Annotated in this window: 20 protein-coding genes; 6 read left to right on the top strand and 14 right to left on the bottom strand. The window is 43.4% G+C overall.

The window, feature by feature from the left end; translation table 11 throughout:
- Nucleotides 1–58 precede the first annotated feature (58 nt).
- Genes pyk through OW255_RS03660 form a run of 3 tightly spaced genes read right to left on the bottom strand, consistent with a single transcriptional unit; the run spans nt 59 to nt 3,325 of the window.
- Nucleotides 59–1,495 (bottom strand): pyruvate kinase, encoded by a 1,437-nt coding sequence (gene pyk, locus OW255_RS03670; protein WP_024837249.1) that lies wholly within the window; start codon nt 1,493–1,495, stop codon nt 59–61.
- Nucleotides 1,496–1,510: 15 nt separating this feature from the next.
- Entirely contained in the window at nt 1,511–2,359 is an 849-nt protein-coding gene (locus OW255_RS03665) for a rhomboid family intramembrane serine protease (RefSeq protein WP_024837250.1), read from the bottom strand.
- Between the two features lie 24 nt (nt 2,360–2,383).
- Nucleotides 2,384–3,325: a magnesium transporter CorA family protein gene (locus OW255_RS03660; RefSeq protein WP_024837251.1), complete on the bottom strand. Its 942-nt coding sequence runs from the start codon at nt 3,323–3,325 to the stop codon at nt 2,384–2,386.
- A 255-nt stretch (nt 3,326–3,580) separates the two neighbouring features.
- On the opposite strand from OW255_RS03660, the gene OW255_RS03655 reads away from it, so the two are divergent.
- A complete protein-coding gene (locus OW255_RS03655) occupies nt 3,581–7,825 on the top strand; it encodes a 2-hydroxyacyl-CoA dehydratase (RefSeq protein WP_268115666.1) in 4,245 nt (1,414 codons plus the stop codon).
- Nucleotides 7,826–7,897: 72 nt separating this feature from the next.
- On the opposite strand, the gene OW255_RS03650 is transcribed toward OW255_RS03655, so the two are convergent.
- From OW255_RS03650 to OW255_RS03640, 3 genes are all read right to left on the bottom strand, one after another.
- Complete coding sequence (locus OW255_RS03650) at nt 7,898–9,142, bottom strand: MFS transporter (protein WP_268115665.1); 1,245 nt, start codon at nt 9,140–9,142, stop codon at nt 7,898–7,900.
- 204 nt (nt 9,143–9,346) lie between these two features.
- Nucleotides 9,347–10,198: a DUF6179 domain-containing protein gene (locus tag OW255_RS03645; protein WP_268115664.1), complete on the bottom strand. Its 852-nt coding sequence runs from the start codon at nt 10,196–10,198 to the stop codon at nt 9,347–9,349.
- Nucleotides 10,188–10,643 (bottom strand): DUF6323 family protein, encoded by a 456-nt coding sequence (locus OW255_RS03640; RefSeq protein WP_268115663.1) that lies wholly within the window; start codon nt 10,641–10,643, stop codon nt 10,188–10,190. The genes OW255_RS03645 and OW255_RS03640 overlap by 11 nt, the downstream gene beginning before the upstream one ends.
- A 389-nt stretch (nt 10,644–11,032) precedes the next feature.
- Between OW255_RS03640 and OW255_RS03635 the strand changes: the two genes are divergently transcribed.
- The 3 genes from OW255_RS03635 (at nt 11,033) to OW255_RS03625 (ending at nt 13,765) form a co-directional block, all read left to right on the top strand.
- Nucleotides 11,033–12,460, top strand: a complete 1,428-nt coding sequence (locus OW255_RS03635; protein ID WP_024837255.1) for a PspC-like choline-binding domain-containing protein — start codon at nt 11,033–11,035, stop codon at nt 12,458–12,460.
- A 121-nt stretch (nt 12,461–12,581) separates the two neighbouring features.
- Complete coding sequence (locus OW255_RS03630; protein WP_268115662.1) at nt 12,582–13,517, top strand: glycoside hydrolase family 43 protein; 936 nt, start codon at nt 12,582–12,584, stop codon at nt 13,515–13,517.
- A gap of 77 nt (nt 13,518–13,594) precedes the next feature.
- Nucleotides 13,595–13,765 carry a DUF1540 domain-containing protein gene (locus tag OW255_RS03625; protein ID WP_081752345.1) on the top strand — a complete coding sequence of 57 codons (171 nt, stop codon included), beginning with the start codon at nt 13,595–13,597 and terminating at the stop codon, nt 13,763–13,765.
- Between the two features lie 264 nt (nt 13,766–14,029).
- Here the strand turns inward: OW255_RS03625 and glyA are convergent, their stop codons facing one another.
- The 4 genes from glyA to OW255_RS03605 form a co-directional block, all read right to left on the bottom strand.
- A complete protein-coding gene (glyA, locus tag OW255_RS03620; RefSeq protein WP_024837257.1) occupies nt 14,030–15,280 on the bottom strand; it encodes a serine hydroxymethyltransferase in 1,251 nt (416 codons plus the stop codon).
- A gap of 85 nt (nt 15,281–15,365) precedes the next feature.
- On the bottom strand, nt 15,366–17,084 hold the full coding sequence (recJ, locus tag OW255_RS03615) for a single-stranded-DNA-specific exonuclease RecJ (RefSeq protein ID WP_268115661.1): 1,719 nt from the start codon (nt 17,082–17,084) through the stop codon (nt 15,366–15,368).
- 83 nt (nt 17,085–17,167) lie between these two features.
- Nucleotides 17,168–17,920, bottom strand: coding sequence for a M48 family metallopeptidase (locus tag OW255_RS03610; RefSeq protein WP_024837259.1), 753 nt, complete (start codon nt 17,918–17,920; stop codon nt 17,168–17,170).
- Nucleotides 17,921–18,147: 227 nt separating this feature from the next.
- Nucleotides 18,148–18,771: a cyclic nucleotide-binding domain-containing protein gene (locus tag OW255_RS03605; protein ID WP_268115660.1), complete on the bottom strand. Its 624-nt coding sequence runs from the start codon at nt 18,769–18,771 to the stop codon at nt 18,148–18,150.
- Between the two features lie 74 nt (nt 18,772–18,845).
- Between OW255_RS03605 and OW255_RS03600 the strand changes: the two genes are divergently transcribed.
- Nucleotides 18,846–19,484, top strand: a complete 639-nt coding sequence (locus tag OW255_RS03600) for a YczE/YyaS/YitT family protein (protein WP_268115659.1) — start codon at nt 18,846–18,848, stop codon at nt 19,482–19,484.
- A 4-nt stretch (nt 19,485–19,488) separates the two neighbouring features.
- A complete protein-coding gene (locus OW255_RS03595; RefSeq protein WP_024837262.1) occupies nt 19,489–20,160 on the top strand; it encodes a YjjG family noncanonical pyrimidine nucleotidase in 672 nt (223 codons plus the stop codon).
- On the opposite strand, the gene OW255_RS03590 is transcribed toward OW255_RS03595, so the two are convergent.
- Genes OW255_RS03590 through OW255_RS03575 form a run of 4 tightly spaced genes read right to left on the bottom strand, consistent with a single transcriptional unit; the run spans nt 20,149 to nt 23,943 of the window.
- Nucleotides 20,149–21,006: a serine hydrolase gene (locus OW255_RS03590; RefSeq protein WP_268115658.1), complete on the bottom strand. Its 858-nt coding sequence runs from the start codon at nt 21,004–21,006 to the stop codon at nt 20,149–20,151. The genes OW255_RS03595 and OW255_RS03590 overlap by 12 nt on opposite strands.
- A 33-nt stretch (nt 21,007–21,039) precedes the next feature.
- Nucleotides 21,040–21,930 carry a C40 family peptidase gene (locus tag OW255_RS03585; RefSeq protein ID WP_268115657.1) on the bottom strand — a complete coding sequence of 297 codons (891 nt, stop codon included), beginning with the start codon at nt 21,928–21,930 and terminating at the stop codon, nt 21,040–21,042.
- Nucleotides 21,931–21,958: 28 nt separating this feature from the next.
- The gene (locus tag OW255_RS03580) at nt 21,959–22,891 is read right to left on the bottom strand and encodes an ATP-binding cassette domain-containing protein (protein ID WP_268115656.1); all 933 of its coding nucleotides are present in this window, start codon (nt 22,889–22,891) and stop codon (nt 21,959–21,961) included.
- Nucleotides 22,891–23,943 carry an ABC transporter ATP-binding protein gene (locus OW255_RS03575; RefSeq protein WP_268115655.1) on the bottom strand — a complete coding sequence of 351 codons (1,053 nt, stop codon included), beginning with the start codon at nt 23,941–23,943 and terminating at the stop codon, nt 22,891–22,893. The genes OW255_RS03580 and OW255_RS03575 overlap by 1 nt, the downstream gene beginning before the upstream one ends.
- Nucleotides 23,944–23,950: the final 7 nt, after the last annotated feature.

Raw genomic sequence — 23,950 nt, 5'->3', positions numbered from 1 at the left:
GGGGATAGACTCTTTTGTCCACACTTTTTTTGTATATTTATTCAAAAATATAAATCAATTAGTTTACATTTACCACACGCATGATGTTGGTGTGAGCTGCTGCTTCATGCTTTCTCACCGGATTTACAACGCCTGCAGTAACGACTACAGTGTCATTCTCCTTTACAATTCCCTTCTCCTTTAAAAGCTCCATGGAGGAGTAGATCAGCACGTCAGTAGATTCTGCACGCTTTGCATGGAATGGCTTAACACCCCAGTAAAGCTGCATCTGACGAAGAGCTGAGGAACTTGGAGATAAACCGATGATCTGGCTTTCAGGTCTCCACTTGGATAACAGTCTTGTGGTAAAACCGCTGATACTTGGTGCTACGATCGCCTTTGCATCTAAGTCGCGGGCAGTAGCAACAGAAGAATAGCAAACCGCATTGGATACGTTATGCTCGTTGGCAGCAGATACTCTACGCTGACGGAATGCATTGTAATCCAGATGCTTCTCTGACTCTTCTACGATGGAAGCCATCATAGTAAGAGCTTCAACCGGATATTTACCCATAGCAGTCTCACCAGATAGCATAACTGCATCGGTACCATCGTAAACCGCATTGGCAACGTCAGTTACCTCGGCTCTTGTTGGACGCGGGTTACGGATCATGGAATCCAGCATCTGAGTGGCTGTAATAACCGGCTTACAAGCAACATTACATTTGTCAATGATGCTCTTCTGAACAAATGGTACTTCCTGAGCAGGAATCTCAACACCCATATCTCCACGGGCAACCATGATTCCATCACTTACTTCAATGATATCATCCAGGTTTTCAATTCCTTCTGCATTCTCAATCTTGGCAATAACTGCCATGTTGGAACCGTTTAAAGCAAGGATATCCTTGATTTCTCTGATGGCATCAGCGGTACGTACAAAGGAAGCTGCAATAAAGTCAAATCCCTGTTCAATACCAAACTGAATATCCTGTTTATCTTTTTCTGTCAGTGCAGGAAGCTTGATCTTAACGTTAGGCACGTTAACACCCTTTCTCTCTCCCAGCTCTCCTCCATTCACAATGGTGCAATGGATTTCTTTGCCTTTTACTTCCAGAACTTCAAGCTCAATTAAGCCGTCATCAATCAGAATGCGGTTTCCTTTTGTAACGTCCTTAGCGAGTCCATCGTAAGTAATATGACCTCTGGCAGCATCGCCGACAATATCTTCCGTTGTTAAAGTATAGGTATCTCCTTCCTTTAACGTTACCTTCTTGCCATCTACCAGGACGCCGGTACGGATCTCCGGTCCTTTTGTATCAAGAAGGGCTGCGATCGGCAGATCTAATTCTTCACGAACGCTCTTTAACATATCAAGGCGTGCCTTCTGCTCTTCATAGTCACCATGAGAAAAGTTAAATCTGGCAATATCCATACCATGTAATGCCAGTGCTTTCATCAATTCGCGGTCATTTGTATTAGGTCCCATTGTGCAAATAATCTTTGTTTTCTTCATTATTATCCTCCGTAACTAGTGGGTCGTATTGCCGGTTGTGGGGTGGTCCGGTTCAACGTGTTTGTGTGTATACAAATGCTCAGAACAATATTCATAATTGCCCTCACATTTTGAACAATAACGGAATTCCAGGTTGGGGGAATCTTTTTCGGTCCGTCCGCAGACGGCACACTTATGGTGTGTCCCTCCCTGGGGCATAATTTTCATCTGTTTCTGAAAATTATGTTTTCTTTTGATCTCTTTCGGATTGAACCGGTTCAAATTACGTGTCAATACGAAAAAGAGGATAAAGTTAAATAAAGACATAAATATTGTGACTCTGGTCGCCATATTGCCGGTAATAAACCCATAAAGGAAATATATCCCGTTAAAAATTGCCAGCCATTTGGCTTTCATCGGAATCACGAAAAACAAAAGGAATTCCAGATCCGGAAACGTCGCAGCAAAAGCAAAGAAAAGGGAATAGTTTAAATACTCGGTTGTTAAAAACACGGTATCCCCCATAAAAATATATACAACAAGGGCTGCTGCCACATGTCCGATGACTCCCATAAAGAAATAAACGTTAAAACGAAATGCGCCCCAGATCCTTTCTAAATTCTGTCCAAGCATATAGTAAAGATACATGCTGATCAGATTAAAGAAAATATTAGTGCCTCCAGGGGGGTAAATCAAAAATGTTACAATTCTCCATACCTGCCCGCTTAAAATCTTCGGTGCATTGAGAGATAGATAATTGACGTAAAATCCAGGTGCAAAAAGCTCCATTAAAAGCCCTACACCATACATCCCAATAATATAGTACATAAGATTGGATATCGCATATTTTCTAAATTTGCGCTCCAAATTGTAAAAAAATTTCATGCCTTCTTCCTTTACTTGATTAAACTAAAAGAGATCTTTTTTTGAAAAAATCCATGCTACAATCAGAGTCAGAACCAGCGTAAATCCTAATACGATTTCAAACCCGTGGGGGTGATTGGCAAACGGCATTCCACTGGAATTTACATTCATGCCATAAAAGCTTGCCACCATGGTGGGTATGGACATGACAATGGTAATCGTCGCCAAAAATTTCATTACAATATTTAAGTTATTGGAAATTACAGAGGCAAAGGCATCCATGGTTCCGCTTAAAATGCCACTGTAGATATTAGCCATCTCGATGGCCTGCTTGTTCTCGACAATGACGTCCTCCAAAAGCTCCGTATCTTCCGGATACTTTTTGATTTTTTCATTCCGCATGAGTTTTTCAAGCACCATCTCATTGGAACGTAAGGATGTGGTAAAGTACACAAGACTCTTTTCCAGTTCCAAAAGCTCGATGAGCTCCCGGTTCTTCGTAGATTTGTGAAGCTTTTCCTCAATCACTCCGCTCTTTTTATCGATGACCCTTAAATACTGAAGGTAAAGCGATGCGTTCTTATAAAGAATCTGCAAAATAAAACGAGTTTTCATATACGTATGGAAATCCCTGACCCGGCCATCCATAAACGCATTTAATACCGTGGTATCTTCCAGACACACCGTAATAATCGCATCATCCGTCGTAATAATACCCATAGGTATGGTCACATACCAGTCTTTGTCGTTTCGTTCCTCAATAGTAGGAACGTCCACAAGAATCAAGGTGTAATGATCCTCTGTCTGGATTCGGGAACGCTCTTCCTCGTCAAGAGGGGCTCTTAAATCATCCGGGTCGATCTTATACGTATTGGCGATTTCCAGAATCTCGGTAGCAGTGGGGTTTGTAAGCGCTATCCAGGAACCTGGAGAAAGCTCGTCTTTCTGCTGAATCAGACCATCCTCAGTCTTATATATCTGTATCATAGCGTTTCCCCCTTCCACTAAAAAAATTAATATGAATCCTATGGCGGACTTTGACTTATACATTATAGAATCCCGATTGATATTTGTCAAACGAAATGAAACCGTATTTTGTGAACTTAAACAAATTTTACTAGTTTTGACATTAAAATAGCATGTTCTGACAATTGTATTATTTCTTATTTTATGTTAAACTGATGTTCGGTGAGCCAGCAACTTACTTCTACACAAAAGGAGGCAGGGGTTAACCCCGCACATATGATTACATACAACACTCTAGGAATCGATATCGGTTCTACTACGGTAAAAATCGCAATATTAAACGAGAAAAATGAGATCTTATTCTCTGATTATGAACGCCATTTTGCAAATATACAGGAAACACTGGCCGGACTCTTAAAGAAGGCCTATGATAAACTTGGACCCATGGATCTTCGACCGGGAATTACAGGCTCCGGCGGTCTGACTTTATCCAAGCATTTAAAGGTCCCCTTTGTTCAGGAGGTCGTAGCAGTCGCTACCTCTCTTAAGGATTATGCCCCACATACAGACGTGGCAATCGAACTTGGGGGAGAAGATGCAAAAATTATCTATTTTTCCGGTGGGATTGACCAGCGTATGAACGGAATCTGCGCAGGCGGTACCGGTTCGTTCATTGACCAGATGGCAGCTCTATTACAGACCGATGCTTCTGGACTCAATGAATATGCAGCAAATTATAAAGCAATCTATCCAATTGCTGCCCGCTGCGGCGTATTCGCCAAGACGGACATTCAGCCACTCATCAACGAAGGGGCTACCAGGGAAGATTTAGCAGCTTCTATTTTCCAGGCAGTGGTAAACCAGACCATCAGCGGACTGGCTTGCGGAAAGCCGATCAGAGGCCATGTTGCATTCCTGGGAGGCCCTTTGCATTTCCTTCCGGAATTAAAGAAAGCCTTTATCCGCACCTTGAATTTATCCGACGACGAAATCATCGCACCGGATCATTCTCATCTTTTTGCAGCCATCGGTGCGGCTATGAATGCAATCGAAACCAAGGATTCCATGGTTTCCTTAGAGGAGATGATATCCAGACTCTCCACAGGCATCCGCATGGAGTTTGAAGTAAAGAGAATGTCACCTCTCTTTAACAGCAAAGAGGAATATGATTCCTTTATTGCCCGTCACGACAGTCATTCTGTGAAGAAAGGAGAGCTTTCCTCCTATCATGGAAAATGTTTCCTGGGCATTGACGCAGGATCAACTACTACCAAAGCAGCCGTAGTTGGTGAAGACGGAACCCTGTTATACAGCTTCTACAGCAGCAACAACGGAAGCCCTCTTGCAACCGCAGTAAAAGCTATAAAGGAAATAAAAGAACAGCTTACCAGCGACAGTGAGATCGTATGGTCCTGCTCCACCGGATATGGAGAAGCTCTTATAAAAGCAGCCTTTCTACTTGACGAGGGCGAGGTAGAGACCATCTCCCACTATTATGCGGCAGCCTTTTTCGAGCCTGAGGTAGACTGCATTTTAGATATTGGCGGCCAGGATATGAAGTGTATCCGCATTAAGAACGGCACTGTGGACAGCGTTCAGTTAAACGAAGCATGTTCCGCCGGATGCGGCTCCTTTATTGAGACCTTTGCCAACTCCCTAAATTACAAGGTCCAGGATTTTGCCACAGAGGCACTTTTTGCAGAAAATCCTACGGATCTTGGAACCAGATGTACCGTATTTATGAATTCCAATGTAAAGCAGGCCCAAAAAGAAGGGGCTGAGGTTTCTGATATTTCTGCGGGCCTTGCCTATTCCGTTATTAAGAATGCTTTATTTAAAGTAATTAAAATCACCTCTCCTTCCGATTTAGGAAAGCACGTGGTGGTTCAGGGCGGTACGTTTTATAACAATGCCGTTTTACGAAGCTTTGAACAGATTTCCGGCTGCCAGGCAGTTCGTCCTGACATTGCAGGAATCATGGGTGCCTTTGGCGCGGCTCTGATTGCAAGAGAGCGTTATGAAGAGTCCCAGAAAACAACCATGCTTAGTCTTGATGAGATTTTAAATCTTCACTACGAGACCTCCATGGCACGATGCAGAAAATGTACCAACAACTGTGTCCTCACCGTAAACCGTTTTGACGGCGGACGTAAGTTTATTTCCGGTAACCGCTGTGAACGTGGTCTTGGAAAAGAAAAAGCATCCGGTGATGTTCCAAACCTCTTTGAATACAAGAATCAGCGCATGTTTGATTATGATCCTCTTACGGAAGAGCAGGCAGAGCGTGGCACCATCGGTATTCCAAGAGTACTTAACCTGTATGAGAATTACCCCTTCTGGGCGATTTTCTTCCGGGAACTTAAGTTCCGCACCGTGGTCTCCCCTCAGTCCACCAGAAATATCTATGAACTGGGTATTGAGTCCATACCAAGCGAATCGGAATGTTATCCGGCAAAGCTGGCCCACGGTCACGTGGAATGGCTCATCCGGGAAGGAATTAAGACCATTTTTTACCCCTGCATCCCTTATGAGAGAAATGAGACTCCTGATGCAGGAAACCATTTTAACTGTCCGATCGTCACCTCCTATGCAGAGAACATCAAAAATAACGTAGAGGGAATCCAGACGGAAGGAATACGGTTCTTAAATCCATTTATGGCATTTACCAACGAAGAGATTTTAACCTCCCGGTTGGTTGAAGTATTTAAAAAAGAGTTCCAGATCCCTGCGTCAGAGATTAAGGACGCCGCTCACGCTGCCTGGGATGAGCTTATGGCTTCACGGGCTGACCTTGAGCGAATGGGAGAAGAGACCCTTTTATGGTTAAAGGAAAATGACCGCCACGGAATCGTTCTGGCCGGTCGCCCATACCACGTGGATCCTGAGATCAATCACGGAATTCCTGAACTCATTACCTCCTTTGGCTTTGCAGTTCTTACAGAGGATTCCATTTCCCATCTGGCTGAAATCGAACGGCCTATGATGGTTACTGACCAGTGGATGTACCACACCAGACTATATAAGGCAGCCAGCCTGGTAAAACGGGAGCGCAATCTGGATTTAATTCAGCTTACCTCCTTTGGCTGCGGCTTAGATGCCGTAACCGCAGACCAGGTCAATGATATCCTTACTGGGTCCGGTAAAATCTATACCATTTTAAAGATCGATGAAGTCAACAACTTAGGTGCAGCAAGAATCCGAATCCGATCCCTGATTGCAGCCTTAAAAGTACGTGATAAAGAGCATTATGAGCAGAATGTGGTATCAAGCTCCTATAACCGTGTCATGTTTACCAAGGAAATGAAAGAGGAATACACCATACTTTGTCCTCAGATGTCACCCATTCACTTTGACTTAATTGAACCAGCGATTCGTGCCTTTGGCTACAAGATTGAGGTCCTTCAGAATCATAACCGTACCGCGGTTGATACAGGGCTTAAATACGTGAATAACGATGCCTGCTACCCCTCTCTCATTGTAGTGGGACAGATTATGGATGCGTTATTATCCGGTAATTACGATTTAAACCGTACCGCCATTTTCATGAGCCAGACCGGCGGCGGATGCCGGGCTTCCAACTACATTGGATTTATACGAAGAGCTTTGGAGCGTTCCGGCATGGGACAGATTCCTGTTATTTCGGTAAACGCCAACAACATGGAGACCAATCCAGGCTTTAAGATCTCACTGCCTATGCTGACCAAGGCCATGCAGGCTGTGGTGTACGGCGACGTATTCATGAGAGTTGTTTATGCCACAAGACCATATGAGAAGATTCCTGGCTCAGCCAATTCCCTGCACGAAAGATGGAAAGAGCGCTGTATCCAGTCCTTATCAAAGAAGTCCGCAGATATGATAACCTTCTCCCGTAACATCAGGGGAATTATCCGTGACTTTGATAAGCTGGAGAGAAACCCTGGAAAGAAACCGAAGGTAGGCGTGGTTGGAGAGATTCTTGTTAAGTTTTCTCCTCTTGCCAATAATAACATCGTAGAGCTTCTGGAGGCAGAGGGTGCCGAGGCAGTTATGCCTGATTTAATGGATTTCCTTTTATACTGCTTCTATAACAATAACTTCAAAGCTGAGAACCTGGGCGGAAAGAAATCTACCGCTGCTCTCTCTAATATGGGAATCTCTCTCTTGGAATTCTTCCGCAGAACTGCGAAGAAGGAACTGGAAAAGAGCCGTCATTTCACGGCACCTTCCCATATCGGCAATCTGGCAGATATGGCCAAGGACTTTGTTTCCATCGGCAACCAGACGGGAGAAGGCTGGTTCTTAACCGGTGAGATGCTGGAGCTGATTCATACTGGAACCAACAACATCGTATGTACTCAGCCATTCGGTTGTCTTCCGAACCACATTGTAGGAAAAGGTGTAATCAAGGAACTTCGGAAAACGTATCCGGATTCCAATATTATAGCCGTTGACTATGACCCCGGTGCAAGTGAAGTAAACCAGTTGAACCGTATTAAGCTGATGCTTTCTACTGCTCAGAAAAATCTTATAAAAGAACAATAGGTCATATTTAGACATAAGTAAGCGGCAGGCAAAACATGGTGAGTTTCGTGTTTTGCCTGCCGCTTTCATTTTTTATTCCTTTAAGCCTTTTATTGTTATTTTACTCTGTAAGAAAACTCCCCAAATAACAATTACAGTTAACGTTGCTCCAACCATAATCAATCCCAATCCATGTATCATATTGCCCCAGGCTAAGGAACCCAAAGCCATACCTGCGCTGCCTAAGATTGTGTGAACCGCATTGATCAAGGAAGAGGCAGAACCAACATCCTCACTCACCTGATCCAGTAAAATATTGGTGCTGAAGGGACGTATAGCTCCCTCCACTAAAGTAAAAGGCAGATAAGTAAAAAGAAACAGGAACGGAGAAAGGCTTCCCAGAAAAAGTACCCCCATTCCGCTCGCCAATGCTACTAAAAAACAACACCAGGTAAACCTTCTTGGAGATATCTTTCCTATGGTGCGAATATAAATAACCGGACCTAAAACAGCCAACCCGGAGTTAACTGCAAAAAAGAAGCTGTATGTCTGGGCATCCAAAGAAAAAAATTCCTGATAAATATAGGACGAAAGAGTCACATACGCCATATATGGAGCTGCCATCATTGCTGCTACAAATAAAAAAGTACTGAATCCCACATTCTTTCCTACAACGAAAAGGCGTACCAAAGAACCCCCAAGACTTCCCTTATAGCGTTCTGACTTTGGTAAAGACTCCTGGAAAAGAAGCGTAACACTTAACGTTAAAGCACCGATTATTGCCAAAATCCAAAAAGCTTCTCTCCAATCGGCAACCCTCAAAATTGCGGCTCCTGCAATGGGAGCTATCATAGGTGCAAGGACTCCCATGGCCTGAACAGCCGCAAGTACCTTGCTTTTAATCTTTCCCGAAAAACAATCTTTGACCAATGCTGTTGAGATTGCCATGACACCACCTGCACCTAAGGACTGAAATACTCGAAATAAAATCAATTGCTCAATCGAGGGTGATAAGGCACAGGCCACACTGCCAGCTGTATACAGACTTAACGATGTAATCAGTATCATTTTTCTGCCGTACTTATCACTTAACGGTCCAAACAAAATAATTCCAGCTGCAAAGAAGAAATAAAAGGCGACCAGCGTTAAATTCACCATAGCCGATGTGGTATTAAAATAAGTCATCATGGTAGGCATAGCCGGCAGATACAGATCAATTGACAGCGGTATAAACATTGCCATTAATGTAATAAAGAAAATAAGCCCCTTGAGCCCAAGATATTTTTGTGGTACCAATAGCACTGCTTTTTTGCCCGATTGTATTACATCCTGTTTCAAAATAAAATCCTCCTGTTGTTAATTGATTAAAGAGGGCGTATGTATATGCTTTCCTATAAAATAAAAAAAGGATAAGCCACCAACCTTAAAATTGGTAACTTATCCAGTACACATCGCATACCCTCCGTTGTACCCTAGCATAGCAAAAAGAGAAAAATAAGTCAACTTATAAGAACAAATTTTCCCTGGGAAGAGGAATGCCTTTTATTTAACAGCCAGCACAGACTCAAGGTGCCCATGCTCTGCCGCGTTCTTCAGTTCAAAGCTAAAATCAGGAATATCAAGCATCAGATATTTTACAAGCTCCATATTCCCTGGAGATAAATAATGGATGAGTTTTAGAATACCTTCTTTACATACTGCCTCTATCGTTTCTCTGGAAGTTTGATTTACAAATGCATACACCCGCTTCCGTTCTTTTTCTGTATATCCTCTGGTATTTATTTGTTTTCCAGCAATCCACCCTCCCAAAAGATTTCTTTCAGTAATTGCAGCCAAATTAATGATTAAGTCATCGCAATCCCCGGAGTATGCCTTTAATACGTGTCTTACGTATTCCTCTGGAATAGACTTAAGAAATATTTGTTCCAAATAACCGGAGTTAACATAAACTTTCATTGCATCTGCCCCGCATAAACCTTCTATAGAAGATAACACCGGATAATCCAGAGTGAGAATATGATTCTGAGGCTGAAAACGAGGATCATAATAGAGAAAGAAGCCTGGGATTCCTTTTACAAAGGTATCATAATAGCAACGGTTCCCATAGGAACGAAAATTTTCTATCATCTCATTGTATTGCTTTTGGGTATCCTTTACCTTTCTAAGAACCCGCTCATATCCCAGCTGGTAAGCCGTTTTTACGTCCATATTATGATCAACGGCTAATATCTCCTCTCCTTCCGGCTGATGATCCTCATATTCACGAATGCAGTATAAGATTGCTTCCATAAGCTGACTGGCCTTTTCATAGGTAATAGAGGTGCTCTCCTTTGATGTGTATTTTGCTGCAAGCTCCCCCATGAGAGGCAAAATGTCTTCCGTATTAATATTCATCTTCCTCCGCCTCATCAAAACAGGTTCCAAACCGTGCTTTTTTCGCCAGAATTTGAAGTCCTGTATCCTCCATATAATCAAGGGATCCCTGACATGACCCGTCAAACAGCTCCTTCATTGCCTCCACCAGTTCATCGTCCGTAAATTCATCCAGGGATTCATTTTTATAGAAATAGAAGATCTCCTGAAGCCTTGCCAGAGTTTCCACGTAGTTGTCTTGCTGGATATAGGGCGAATCACAAAATGCAAATGCAAGTTTCGGCAATATCCCTTCTCCAAATTCTACCCGTCGCTCTTTTTTAAGCACCTCACTTCGTTCATTTAATAAAAGTGCGGTATCTTCGTCGCTTAACACAAGTCCAAATTTTGCCGTATACTCATTTGTTGCCTTTAAAGCTGCTATCTGTGTATGGTTCATTGCCAAAATCCATTGTTCATCGCCCATAATAAATCTCCTTCCTCATTTATAAATCCCAAGTTTACTCTTACTACGGTATAATTACAAGTCTTGAAAAAAAGTCATTTTTATGGTATTATATATACATGAAAGGCAGGATTTCCTGTCTTTTTTTCTTTAATTTTCCAATCTTTCTTTCAGCCAATAATGACCATACCAGGAGTTTTTACGGTAAAATGGACATTTCTTCATAACTCTTAAAATCTCCCTATTACCAATAAACGGAAATGTTACAAAATTATTAAATATTTGCTCATTTCTTACGCATTCTTACGCCTTTTTTACTTGGCTTGACCTTGGACCTACTCCATGGTTTAAAGTCACATCATCAGCGAACGACGCTGGAAAACAACAGGAGTTATGAAAGGAGATTGAATATGAGAAAACAGAAACTGAAATGGATTGTACCTTGCGCGGCTGCGCTTTTTACCATAGGTGCCTCAATGACATCTTTCGCCGCTCAGGGCTGGACCGAGGAGAACAATTCTTGGGTTTATTACAACAATGATGGCGATCTTGCCACTGACAGCTGGAAGAAATCTGGAGACAGCTGGTTCTACCTTGATGAGGATGGTCAGATGAAGACCAACGAGCTCATCGAGTCTGATGGTAATTACTACTATGTAAACTCCGTAGGTGCAATGGTAACCAACGAGTGGCGTGAGCTTGCTTCTACTGAAGATGATGACAGCGATGATGCTCAGGACACATATTGGTATTACTTCGGAAGCAACGGTAAAGCTTACAAGACAACCACTTCCGGTAAGACAACCTTCAAGTCAGTTAAAGTTGCTAATGGCGATGTTCATGACTATGCATTCGATTCCGAAGGCAGAATGCTCTTTGGCTGGGTAAATGAAGATGCAACTCGTGTGACTGGTGATGATGCATGGAAAGAAGCAACCTATTTCTTAGGCGCAGCTAACGACGGTGCAAAAACAACCAACGCATGGAAGTCCATCGAAGTTACCGATGATGACAACACAAAAGAGAACTTTGACGGAAAATACTGGTTCTACTTTGGTTCCAACGGCAAGAAGATGAAAGATACTTCCAAGACCATCAACGGACGTAAGTACCGCTTCAACGAGTACGGTGCTGCTGAATCTGAGTGGTATGAGAAGGCAACTCCTGCATCTGCAAGCAACGGAAGTCAGTATTACAACCTTCCAGAGCAGTCATGGCTTGCTAAGGGCTGGTTCAAAACAGTTCCTAGCGAAACCATCGATGCAGAAGCACATGAGAACGGCGATGAGTACTGGTTCTTTGCTAACTCCAACGGAGACTTAGTAACCAGCCAGATCAAGACCATCAACGGTTTAAGATATGCATTCAACGAAAAGGGTGAAATGTTAAACGGCCTTTACAAGCTGTCCTTCGATTCCAGCAGAAACATTACTTCCTACGATGAAATCGAAACAGAGGCTGATTTCCCAGCAGTTGGCGATGAAGGCGAAGTTTACTACTTCGGAAACTCTCCAAAAGAGGGTGCTATGACTACCGGCAAGACCACAATTGATATTGATGGCGAGAAGTACACCTACAACTTCCGTAAATCCGGAAGCAACAAGGGTGCTGGCTACAACGGCATCAACGATGACAGCATCTACATCCAGGGTCGTCTCTTAAAGGCTGACAAGGATGATAAGTACAAAGTCATCCAATTCAATGATAAAGAATACTTAGTAAATACCAGCGGAAAGCTTGCAAAGAACAAGACTAACATCCAGGATGGCGATGGTAAGTACTACAAGACCAACAGTGACGGAACTATCAAAGAGTCCAGTTACGACAAAATTAAATAACTAATAGCCAAAAAGCAGCAGCCCTCGGCACTCTCCGGGGCTGCTGCTTTTTATTGCAACAACTTGCCTGGCCATCTCACAAGTGTTATGATAAAAAGAAACTATAAAAGTGAGGAAATGTATGAATCAGGCATATTTATTTGTTCATTTTAAAGAAAAGGATACCCCGGATGGAGAACAGGTATACTTTACATTAAGCCGTGATGGCTTTCACTGGGAAGAGTTAAACAAAGGCGAGCCTATTCTCACCAGCACCATTGGGGAACAGGGCGTCAGGGATTTTACCATTTTACGAAAGGAAGACGGAACATACCTGATTCTGGCTACTGATTTAAGTCTAGCCATAAATTTCAAAACAAAATATAAAGGAAGCTGGGACGAAGTCAGCAGACACGGAAGCAGATCGCTGATTCTCTGGCAGTCTCCGGATTTGATTCGCTGGTCAGAGCCAAGGTTTATTTCCTTTCAGGATGAACCCTTTGGTTGCGTATGGGCACCTGATATTATAAGGGATGTTAAAACAGGGGAATACATCATCCACTGGTCTTCTTCCCATGCCTCAAACAATTATGGCCCTAAGAAAATATATGGTACAAGGACCAGGGATTTTGAGCATTTCACGCCTCCGTTCGTACTTTATGAAAGGAACGAAATCGGAATTATCGATTCCGCCATGTATGAGGAAGACGGCAGCTATTATCTTTTCGTAAAAAGCGAGGCAGACCCGGAATCCGTGATTTTATTAAATTCCCAGTCCATTACCGGTCCCTTCACTCCTATGAAAGAATTTTTAGAAGAGATGAAAAAGCTGGAACAGGGCCAGTACGAAGCCCCTACCGCATTTCGTAGGGAAGATGGCCGCTGGTGCCTGTTTTTGGATTTTTATGGAACAATTAAGGAAAAACAGGGCTACGTTCCATTTGTTTCTGATGACATCAAAACCGGCCGTTTTATCAGAAGCGATGAATCCTTTTTCTTTCCCTACGGCTTTAAGCACGGTACTGTGCTGACTCTCACTCCGGAAGAATATAATCGCTTAAAAAATGCCTTTGTTTAAAGAAAAATTTGGCATAATAAAACCCTCTATTCGGTTTACACTAAATACCGTAACAAACAATGAAGGAGGGTTTATCTATGTTAGTAAACGGAATGAATGAATGTATCGCATGTACCATCGACAACTGTGCTTACCACGCAAAAAGAGAGGATTACTGTACCCTTGAAAAAATCAAAGTAGGTACTCATGAAGAAAATCCTACAAAAAAAGAATGCACCGATTGTGAATCATTTAAGAACGAGGCATAAAAGCCAGATTTAATTTCCTCCTAAGAGCGTGTTGCAAAACTATTTTTATCATGGTTTGCAGCACGTTCTTTTTGTTGCTTTTAAGGTTAGAGAATTGCACACTACTGCATATGTAACAATTTTCATATGTTACAAGCCTCCATCCAGCAGAACGTTTTTATGTAACATTTGTATCACTTTTTAGATAAAAAAGAACAGGAGCATTGCTCCAGGTATGAAATCATATAGATTTCACGTCCTTTTGCAACACTCCTTTTTTAATAATTAAGATTCGTAAAGAGGATATCTATCACAGATTTTTGTTACTTCGCTTCTGATATAATCAGCCTTATTTTCAAAATCTGTAGCAACCAGCCAGATGCATTCTGCAATCTTTTCCATGTCCTCTTCCTTTAAGCCTCTGGAAGTAACAGCCGGGGTTCCGATTCTCACACCGGAGGTGACAAACGGGCTTCTTGGATCATTTGGTACAGAGTTCTTATTTAAGGTCAGATAGACCTCGTCACAGCGGTTCTGAAGCTCTTTACCGGTCACTTCCATACCTCTTAAGTCGATAAGCATAAGATGATTGTCCGTTCCCTCTGTAAGAATATGGAATCCCTGTTTAATAAGAGCTGCTGCAAGAGCCTTAGCATTCTTAACCACCTGCTCCTGATACGTTTTAAATTCAGGTTTTAAAGCCTCGCCAAAGCAAACTGCCTTACCAGCGATCACGTGCTCTAACGGTCCGCCCTGAATGCCTGGGAAAATAGCTTTGTTAAAGTTAAACTTGTCCGCAGCCTCCTGATTTGCAAGAATAAGTCCGCCTCTCGGTCCGCGAAGAGTCTTATGCGTTGTGGTAGTCACTACATCTGCATATGGAATTGGGCTAGGATGAAGTCCTGCCGCCACAAGTCCGGCAATATGAGCCATATCCACCATCAAGTAAGCGCCAACCTTATCTGCAACCTCACGGAATCGTTTAAAATCAATGACTCTTCCGTAAGCACTGGCACCAGCTACGATTAATTTCGGCTTATGCTCCATGGCAAGCCGCTCCATCTCATCATAATCTAAAAAGCCATCATCATTGACTCCATAAGGAACAATATTGAAATAAAGACCAGAGAAATTTACAGGGCTTCCATGAGTCAGATGACCGCCGTGGTTTAAGTTCATACCCATAACGGTATCGCCTGCCTGAAGCATGGCAAGGAAGACAGCCATATTGGCCTGTGCGCCGGAGTGAGGCTGAACATTGGCATAGTCGCATCCAAACAGCTTTTTGGCACGCTCTATGGCGATGGTCTCAACCACATCCACTTCCTCACAGCCGCCGTAATAACGTTTTCCAGGATAACCTTCGGCATATTTATTCGTAAGTACGGAGCCCATTGCCATCATGACCGGTTCTGAAACAATATTTTCCGATGCGATCAGTTCTAAATTTCTTCTCTGACGCGCGCACTCTTTTTCAATGGCTTCTCCGACTTCCTTATCGTAGCCGGTAATAAACTTCATTACTTCATTTACCATGTCCATTCCCTCACATTCCTTTTAAAACTGCCACTTTTGTATTTTGGTCGATTATATAGCTACTTGCCAATTATGTCAAGGCTTTCTATGATTCCTTGGCAATCTTATAATTTTTTATAACGATCTGCAGGGATTTGTTCCCATTATACTCATTGACTGCCGGATAGTAAATCACATCAATCTTACGGCTGCCTGACAACTCATGAAGAAAGGAATCCCCGTCTGCAAAAAGCAGTCCATCCATTGGCATTCCTTTCTCAGAGGCAAGAGAGAATTTCACCACATTTCTATTTTTCCCCATCACCCTTACACTTCTTATTGACAATCCCTTCTGTGCAAACAGAGGCTTTTCATTTCCCTGTCCAAATGGCTCCAAAAGATCCAGCTCTTCAATCAATGGCTCATTTATGTATTCCAGCGGCATGGGAACATCAATCCAGATCTTTTTAATAAAATCCTCTTCTCCCAGCTTCGCGTTTTCATTTAAGCGGCGGCGGAACTCATCCACATTTTCTTTTTTAAGAGACAGCCCTGCTGCCATCGGGTGACCTCCAAACTTTGACAAGAGCTCCTTTACCTCTACCAGTGCGTCAAACATATGGTACGTCTCAATGGAGCGTCCGGACCCCTTTACCCCTTCCTCTCCGTCTGTCAGGACAAAGGCCGGCTTCTGATACTGCTCTCTCAACCGCCCTGCTATGATTCCAGCCAGGGACTCATGACAGGACGGTAAATATACCACAAGCACCTTATGGTCCTTGTATAAGGCTTCTACCTGCTCTACGGCCTCTTCTGTCCCCTGCCTTGTCATGGTCTTTCTCTGGTCATTTAAGTCCTTTAATTCCAGTGCCATGCGGTCCGCTTCCTCTTCACTCTCGCTTAAAAGAAGGGACAGAGCAAGCTTTGCCGTATGAAGGCGTCCTCCTGCATTCAGACATGGGCCGATAACAAAGCCAATCTGATAGGCTGTTATATTGTCCTCATCCAGATTGTTTTTTTCTATCAGCTTTCTAAGGCCAAGGCTTTTTGTCTGCCCCATCCGCTTTAAGCCTTCCTTTACGATAATCCGGTTCTCATCCTGCAGCTTCATGACATCTCCCACCGTGGCTATGGCTGCAAACTCCAGCATTTCCAGCCATTTCTCCTGTGAGATGGAATATGCCTCATACAGAGCCTGCACCAGCTTATAAGCCACCAGCCCGCCGCAGATTTCCGGGTAAGGGTAATGACAGGCCATTTGCTTTGGATTGATAATCGCATCTGCAGGAGGAAGAATTTCCACTCCCTCCTCCTTCATAATATCATGATGATCCGTAATCAGCACCGTAAGTCCTAATTCCTTGGCAAGACGGATCTGGGCAGTTGCAGCGATTCCATTGTCACAGGTCAAAATGGTATCAATCCCATCCTCAGCTGCCTGACGGATTATGGATTCGTTGATGCCGTAGCCATCCCGGATCCGGTCTGGAATCTCGTAGTCGGCATAAGCCCCAATTTCTGTTAGGGCACGGTATAACAAATAGGTAGAGCAGACTCCGTCAATGTCATAATCCCCTACAATTCGGATTCTTTTTTCCTCACGGACCTTTTCCCTGATAATTGAAACGGTCAATTCCATATCCTTTAACAGATAAGGATTATATAAATCCTTTAATCCGCCTTTTAAATATTTCTCCACGGACTCCGTTCCTACCACGTCCCGGTTTCGTATGATTCTGGCCGTAACCGGAGATATGCCATGGCACTTAGCCATCTCCTGAAAATCAGCCCGTTTCGTCTGTAGCATCCATCTTTCTGCTGCCATGTTTCTTATTCTCCCTGTCAGCCGGAAATTTCCGGCATTTCTTTCTCTTTCTGTGATTGTAGCAAAATTCGTTAAAGTAATTCCTAGTAAATCCCGAAAAGCTTCTCTCCCCAGTTTGCTAACGCCTTTCGTCTCTCTATGTAATCCGGCAGTTCATGATCCACCACGCTCCAAAATTGCCTGGAATGGTTCATATGGAAGCGGTGAGCCAGTTCATGGACGACCACATAATCCGCAAGCTCCTCCGGAAGAAGGACAAGCCGCCAGTTAAAATTTAGATTTCCCTTTCCGCTGCAGCTTCCCCAACGGGTGGCCTGATCCCGAATGGCAATTCTTTCGTAATCCACCTTCATCTTATTAGCCCACCATGCCGTCTTTTCTTCCAAATATGTTTTTGCCCGTTTCCGATACCAGAGCTTTAATGCTTCCCTGATTCTTTCTTCATATTCCGGTCCCTCACTTATCAAGGTGACAGTGACCAAAATCCCTTCTTTTGTCTCCCGGACAGTATCCTTCTTTTTTAACGGGTCCTCAGATACAAGAAGGAGTACACTGGTTCCAAAAAGCAGAACAGATGCGCCGTGAACAAAGTGAAATTCCTTCTTCTCTCCCAGTTTTGTATGTATTTTCCACAATTGCTTATAAATCCAGTCCCTGTTATCCACAACCAGACGGTGGCCTGCTGCCGCTGAAACATGAAAAGGAAGCCGGACTATCACTTCTCCCTCTTTCGTCACTGAAACCGCCATGGTCCGCCGTTTGGAAGCAATCATTTTATAATTGCAGATACTTCCGTCCTGAAACGTTATACTTCCTGTTTCCATATTTCTTATCACAACCTCAATTTCACCTTGACCTCTATCTATATAAAATGACGCCCATTTTCAGTATCAGCTTTTCCCTGGATTCCTTCTATCGCTGGACCCAGACTCTTTAAACACCTTATTATACCATAATATTTAATCTGGTCAAATCTCACGGGTATCCCCATGCTGCATAAAAAAAGCGGTCAGCTATCCGCCCACCGCCTGACACCCCATCAAACAATTCTCACACAGCAATCTCACATGCTGCTGTCAGAAATCTCCTTTAACCGCTTCTCATTGAGGATAACATACCCCTTCTCCTTCGCAATCAATCCTTCATTGCAAAATTTCTTCATAACATACAGTACATGGCGATAGCTGACATTTAAATATTCCGATACATCCGTATGGGACAGATTATATTTCCCTCCCTGCTGATGCTCCAGGATAAAAGAGGCCAGTCTCTTTTCCATGGAATAATTTAAATACTCACTCATACGGCCGCTTCTTGCCATCAGCTTTTTTGATATATAGGATGCAAAATAAAAGGAAATCAGGGCATCTTCCATACATAACCTTCTTACTTCACGCAAATGGAACTCCAGGCAGATGGTCTCCTCCACCACCTGATTTTCCTTAATATAATCCTCTTCGCAAAACAGAGACAGTTCACCCAGCCAGCTGCCACCGCTGGCAAAATCAAGGATGGACCTTCTTCCGTTTTCATGATCAATGTAAATCTTCACGGTACCTTTTTGAATGAGATAGCATGTCCCAATGGCTTCACCAACCGTAAAAATATGGTCCCCTTTGGTAAAATGACGTTCCACTCCCAAGGCCCTTAAACGCTCCGGAAAATCGCAAAAACTATCTCCAAACATAAATTATCCCCAATGTGATATTTCTCATATTCAAGCTTACACTCCTATGGTATCATAATCCCGAGGTGAAAACAATGTACAAATCAAACAGCAAACGAGCAATCATATCCATTTTATTTTTTATCCTTTTCGGCTTTGGAGTATCTCTTCAATTAAAAGCTTCCATCGGCCAAAGCGTACTAAACGCTCTCGCAGTAACCCTTTCTTACGGCGTAGATTTAAAGGTAGGCACCATATTAAATGTTATAAACTCCCTGTTCTTTTTAACCTACCTACTCCTAAGGCGTACAAAGCTGAATAAGTCCGATATTATTCAAATCGTAGCCACCATACTAAACGGATACATCATCAATTTCTTCCTGTATCAGGTTTTGGCCTTCTGGACCCCTAACCATTACTATCAAAGAATCATACTCTATTTTACAGGACTGATTTTTGCTTCCATCAGCCTGGGAGGGGTACTTGCCATTGGAATTATTAAATTTCCACTGGAAAGCCTCTGCCTTACCATCAGCGAAAAATACCATCGGAACTTCAGCAAGATCCGCATGGGCTTTGACGTAATATTTTTAGCTGCCACACTGCTGATTACCTTTCTCACTAAGTCTCCTATGGAAATCCGGGAAGGAACCCTTATCAGCATTCTATTATTGTCTCCTTTACTAGGAATATGCTATAATTACTATACTAAAATTTTCAGCCTGGAGGAATGACCCCATGTATGAGATATACTTACTTGATTTAGACAACACGTTACTAGACTTTGATGCTGCTGAAATAAATAGCTTTCATACTCTCTTAAGATCCTATGAGATCCCTTATGAGGAGGAGCTATTTACTCAATATAAAAAAATCAACAAAAACTTCTGGTCTCTCCTTGAGCAGGGAAAAGTAGACAAGGATACGCTCCGCATCGGGCGCTTCAAGGAATTTTTCGGTTCCATACAAATGTCCGTTGATGCCGAAGAAGCGGAGATGAGATTTCAAAGCTACTTAAGCGACGGAGCAGAGATGATGCCCCACGCCAAGGAGACTCTTGTCCGCTTAAAAGAATCCGGCAAAAAAATATACTCCGCTTCAAACGGAGTATACGAAACCCAGGTCAAGCGTTTACAGACCTCAGGCCTATACCATTTCTTTGAAGACATGTTCGTTTCAGAAAAAATCGGGTTTGAAAAGCCAGATAGAAATTTCTTTGATTACTGTTTTGAACATATCAGGGACTTTGATCCTTCTAAAACCATTATGGTGGGAGACAGTCTCACCTCAGACATTCAGGGCGCTTTAAACTCCGGCATTGATTCCTGCCTGTACGCACCAAAAGGAGGCAGCCAGACGGAAAAAGCTACCCACACCATTACAGACCTAAATGAACTTTTATCCCTTTAGGGCAGGGTAAAATCTCCCCTCCAGGGCCAGATACTGATCTAATATCAACCGGCTTACCCTTGCACCGAACATGGTAGCAGGATGAGCCGGATAATACATGGCATCGGAAAACTCTTTATGAAACATGACGATAACGTAGTGTCCATAAGGAGTGAATACGATGCCTCCATCATTTCTGCATGCATCCATGCTGCCGCTTTTGGAGGCAACGGATATTATAACATCGTCTGTATTATCGCTGTCCATAAAATACGGAGGAAAATCCTTTGTAATCATGGATTGATACTGCTGCTTCTTTAATATCTCAACCATCTGCCTGTCAGCTTCCGGACTTATCAGCTCTCCTTTCACCAACCGAACAAAGATACTGGCATAATCCCTTGGGGTGCTGGTCCCAAGTCTCTCATACTGATCAAAATGAATAGGATTATGTAGCACCGTATCCATAGACCCAAGTCTCCTGATGCATTGGTTAATCCTATCTAATCCCAGGTAGTCGATCATCATATTGGTGGCAATGTTATCGCTGACAATCATCATAAAGGTGGCAGCATCCTTAACCCGCAGGAGAGCACCAGGCTCTAATGCCCCCAGCACACCGCTTCCGTCCACCCAGTGCTCCTTCTTATACTCAATCTGATCCTCCAGACATGCCCTTCCATTCTCCGCTTCCCAAAACAAACAGGCCAGTATCCATGTTTTAATCGCACTGGCTGTCTCAAAGGTCTCATCCGCCTTAATCTGGATCACCGTCCCACGGAGATCATCAAGATAGATTCCCATGATTCCATCATAGCTTTTAATCTCTGCTTCAATCCTCTTCTCCAAGGTAAGCCTTACATCCATAGTACCCTCCCTTTTCATCCCTGAAAGTAAATACTAAAATATACTTCCTGATGCATACCAGCTTTCTTCCAAATCTGCCCGGTAATACGGGGAAGCCGGGTCAAAGCTGTTAATCACAACACCACTGTTTCCTACCTTAGCCGTGGCGTGGATATAAGCACAATCTCCTAAATACATGGCAATATGACCGGGAAAATACATAAGATCGCCAGGAAGCATAGCGTTCTTTGGTATTTCGTGAACCGGAAACCCTTCTTCTATCCTGGCATCCCGGTAAATCAGGATTCCATTTAACAAATAGCTTTCCGAAGTGAGACCGGAGCAGTCCAGCCCAAGGGTAGACCTTCCTCCCCACCTATATTGGGTCCCCATATATTCCATGGCAGTTTCCGTCACTGACCTTCGAAAATCCATCTCATCCACAATTTCACTTTGAGGAAGGATTTCCGTCCACAGATAGGACTGGGAAAATTCCTTTTCCCTTAAATACTGATCTCTTATGTATCCAGTCTCACCGGATAAAAGCTCTACCTTCACCCAGCCTTTCTTTTCCGAATCAGGACCCAGTACCTTTATGAGCGCTCCTTTTGGCAGGCTGGCAAGCCGTACCCCCTGGACTCTGGGAAGAGAAAGAACATCTACATACCTTCCGTTCACCACCAAGAGCCTGTCATCTTCATAGGCTTTCATCTCTTCCAGGCTAAGAAGGTACAACTCATCCTGTTTTACAAACCCGGGATATGCATAAAAGGTGACAACCGGATAAAACCCATTGATTGGCTCTCCTGTAATCCTTACCCCCATTCCGTAAAGAAGCTCATCTCCAATGGCCGAGACCGTCTCTCTGGCCTTATTTTTCTTCGTTTCCTCCGGTTTATCCCATAAGGTAACCACTGGCAACAAAGCCACTCCATACTGCTTCATGAATAACCTCCCTAAGAGTTTCTTTTCTCTATCCTTCGTAAATCCTCTTATATTCTCCTGCTTCCTTCCGATTTGCAAGAACATAATGGCCAGGCCGTATCTCCTGCCAAAATGGCTTATCCTCCCCGTATTCATGCACAGACGGATCGTAAATAAGAAGCTTTTTCTCCTTTTCCCTCTTAGGATCCGGCATAGGAATGGCCGAAAGAAGAGCTCTTGTATATGGATGCATGGCATGAGTGACCAGCTCCTCAGTCTCTGCCATCTCCACAATTTCCCCTTTCCGGATCACTGCGATCCGGTCCGTAATAAACCGCATGACAGATAAATCATGGGCTATAAAAAGATAGGTAATCTGCCGTTTCTTCTGCATATCTGCCAGCAAGTTTAAAATCTGTGCCCTGATAGAAACATCCAGTGCGGAGATAGGTTCATCCGCCACAATAAATTCCGGATTCATAATCAAAGCCCTGGCAATTCCAATACGCTGTCTCTGGCCCCCGGAAAATTCATGGGGAAAGCGGCAGGCAAATTCAGGCAGAAGACCTACATCCTTTAAAGCCTGCTGCACCTTATTTTTCCGTTCCATTTCATCCATACCTTTTTCCAGGTTTAATAGCCCCTCGCTGACAATATAGTCCACCTTGGCCCTTTCATTTAAGGAGGCTAGAGGATCCTGAAATATCATCTGGATTTCCCTCATCACTCTCTGGTCCAGTTCCGGCAGAATAAGGCCGTTAATTTTTTCCCCTTTATAAAGAATGTCTCCGCCTGAGGTCTTTATGATGCGCATAATCGCCCTTCCAATGGTAGTTTTTCCAGAACCCGATTCTCCTACCAGCCCAAAGGTCTCTCCCTTATATATTTTAAAGCTTACATTTTTTACCGCATCATACTTTTTCCTGTGCTCTCCAAAGGTCACATTTAAATTCTTTACATCCAATAATACTTCCCGTTCCATCAGAACAGACCTCCCTTTCTGATTTTCTCAACAATTGGCGGCAGGGATACCTTCGGCGCTCTGGGATCCAAGAGCCAGGTTTTCGCCTTATGGGTAGGTGACACATCAAAATAGGGAGGCCGTCTTATAAAATCTATGTTTAAAGCCCTGGGATTCCTGGGAGCAAATGCGTCTCCCTCGATTTCTGCATAGAGGCTTTTCGGTGTACCTGGTATGGAAAAAAGCTCACTCCCCTTCTGGCCCGCCTGAGGCAAGGAAGACAAAAGTGCCCAGGTATAGGGATGCCTTGGATCATAAAATATCTCCTCACTGGTCCCAATCTCAACAATATCCCCTGCATACATGACAGCCACCCGGTCAGCAATATTAGCAACCACCCCAAGATCATGCGTAATAAGAATAACAGAAAGCTGATACTTCTGCCGCAGCTCCTTTAGCAGATTAAGAATCTGGGCCTGAATGGTCACATCAAGTGCAGTCGTAGGCTCATCACAGATCAGGATTTTCGGATTGCAGGCAATGGCGATGGCAATCACCACTCTTTGTCTCATTCCACCAGAAAATTCATGGGGATACTGCTCAAACCTTTTTTCCGGCTCCTGAATTCCCACATCCTTTAAATACTGTATGGTCCTTTTAATAGCCTCCATACGCCCTACATTCTGATGAAGCAGGACTGCCTCCATAATCTGGCTTCCAATGGTCTTTAAGGGGTTTAAACTGGTCATAGGGTCCTGCATGATCATGGCAATCTCACGACCTCTGATCCGTCTCCAGTCTTTTTCTTTACGAATGGCAGTCAGTTCCATAATCCTTTCCTCTTCCCCGCCATAGTAACAAATACTTCCTCCAGACACATATCCATTTTTATCTAACAGCCCCATAAATGATTTGGTAAAGACCGATTTACCGCTTCCCGATTCTCCCACAACAGCAAGAACCTCTCCCCGATAAAGCTCCATAGAAACCTCACGGACTGCATGAAGCACCTTACCCCTTAACTCAAATCGAATATCTAAATCCCTGACCTCTAACATCATTTCACGTTCCATACCAAAC

The organism is Lacrimispora xylanolytica, assembly GCF_026723765.1.
GTDB classification, from domain to species: domain Bacteria; phylum Bacillota; class Clostridia; order Lachnospirales; family Lachnospiraceae; genus Lacrimispora; species Lacrimispora xylanolytica.
The sequence above is the reverse complement of the archived record's forward strand: the minus strand, read 5'-3'. Positions and strand labels throughout refer to the sequence as shown.

What these genes read in the sequence shown, in the direction of transcription:
- OW255_RS03635 (WP_024837255.1), top strand. Translation starts at nt 11,033, where the DNA reads ATGAGAAAACAGAAACTGAAATGGATTGTACCTTGCGCGGCTGCGCTT.
- OW255_RS03595 (WP_024837262.1), top strand. Translation starts at nt 19,489, where the DNA reads ATGTATGAGATATACTTACTTGATTTAGACAACACGTTACTAGACTTT.
- OW255_RS03625 (WP_081752345.1), top strand. Translation starts at nt 13,595, where the DNA reads ATGTTAGTAAACGGAATGAATGAATGTATCGCATGTACCATCGACAAC.
- OW255_RS03655 (WP_268115666.1), top strand. Translation starts at nt 3,581, where the DNA reads ATGATTACATACAACACTCTAGGAATCGATATCGGTTCTACTACGGTA.
- OW255_RS03665 (WP_024837250.1), bottom strand. Translation starts at nt 2,359, where the DNA reads ATGAAATTTTTTTACAATTTGGAGCGCAAATTTAGAAAATATGCGATA.
- OW255_RS03600 (WP_268115659.1), top strand. Translation starts at nt 18,846, where the DNA reads ATGTACAAATCAAACAGCAAACGAGCAATCATATCCATTTTATTTTTT.
- glyA (WP_024837257.1), bottom strand. Translation starts at nt 15,280, where the DNA reads ATGGTAAATGAAGTAATGAAGTTTATTACCGGCTACGATAAGGAAGTC.
- OW255_RS03660 (WP_024837251.1), bottom strand. Translation starts at nt 3,325, where the DNA reads ATGATACAGATATATAAGACTGAGGATGGTCTGATTCAGCAGAAAGAC.
- pyk (WP_024837249.1), bottom strand. Translation starts at nt 1,495, where the DNA reads ATGAAGAAAACAAAGATTATTTGCACAATGGGACCTAATACAAATGAC.
- recJ (WP_268115661.1), bottom strand. Translation starts at nt 17,084, where the DNA reads ATGGCAGCAGAAAGATGGATGCTACAGACGAAACGGGCTGATTTTCAG.
- OW255_RS03640 (WP_268115663.1), bottom strand. Translation starts at nt 10,643, where the DNA reads ATGGGCGATGAACAATGGATTTTGGCAATGAACCATACACAGATAGCA.
- OW255_RS03580 (WP_268115656.1), bottom strand. Translation starts at nt 22,891, where the DNA reads ATGGAACGGGAAGTATTATTGGATGTAAAGAATTTAAATGTGACCTTT.
- OW255_RS03605 (WP_268115660.1), bottom strand. Translation starts at nt 18,771, where the DNA reads ATGTTTGGAGATAGTTTTTGCGATTTTCCGGAGCGTTTAAGGGCCTTG.
- OW255_RS03575 (WP_268115655.1), bottom strand. Translation starts at nt 23,943, where the DNA reads ATGGAACGTGAAATGATGTTAGAGGTCAGGGATTTAGATATTCGATTT.
- OW255_RS03585 (WP_268115657.1), bottom strand. Translation starts at nt 21,930, where the DNA reads ATGAAGCAGTATGGAGTGGCTTTGTTGCCAGTGGTTACCTTATGGGAT.
- OW255_RS03630 (WP_268115662.1), top strand. Translation starts at nt 12,582, where the DNA reads ATGAATCAGGCATATTTATTTGTTCATTTTAAAGAAAAGGATACCCCG.
- OW255_RS03590 (WP_268115658.1), bottom strand. Translation starts at nt 21,006, where the DNA reads ATGGATGTAAGGCTTACCTTGGAGAAGAGGATTGAAGCAGAGATTAAA.
- OW255_RS03645 (WP_268115664.1), bottom strand. Translation starts at nt 10,198, where the DNA reads ATGAATATTAATACGGAAGACATTTTGCCTCTCATGGGGGAGCTTGCA.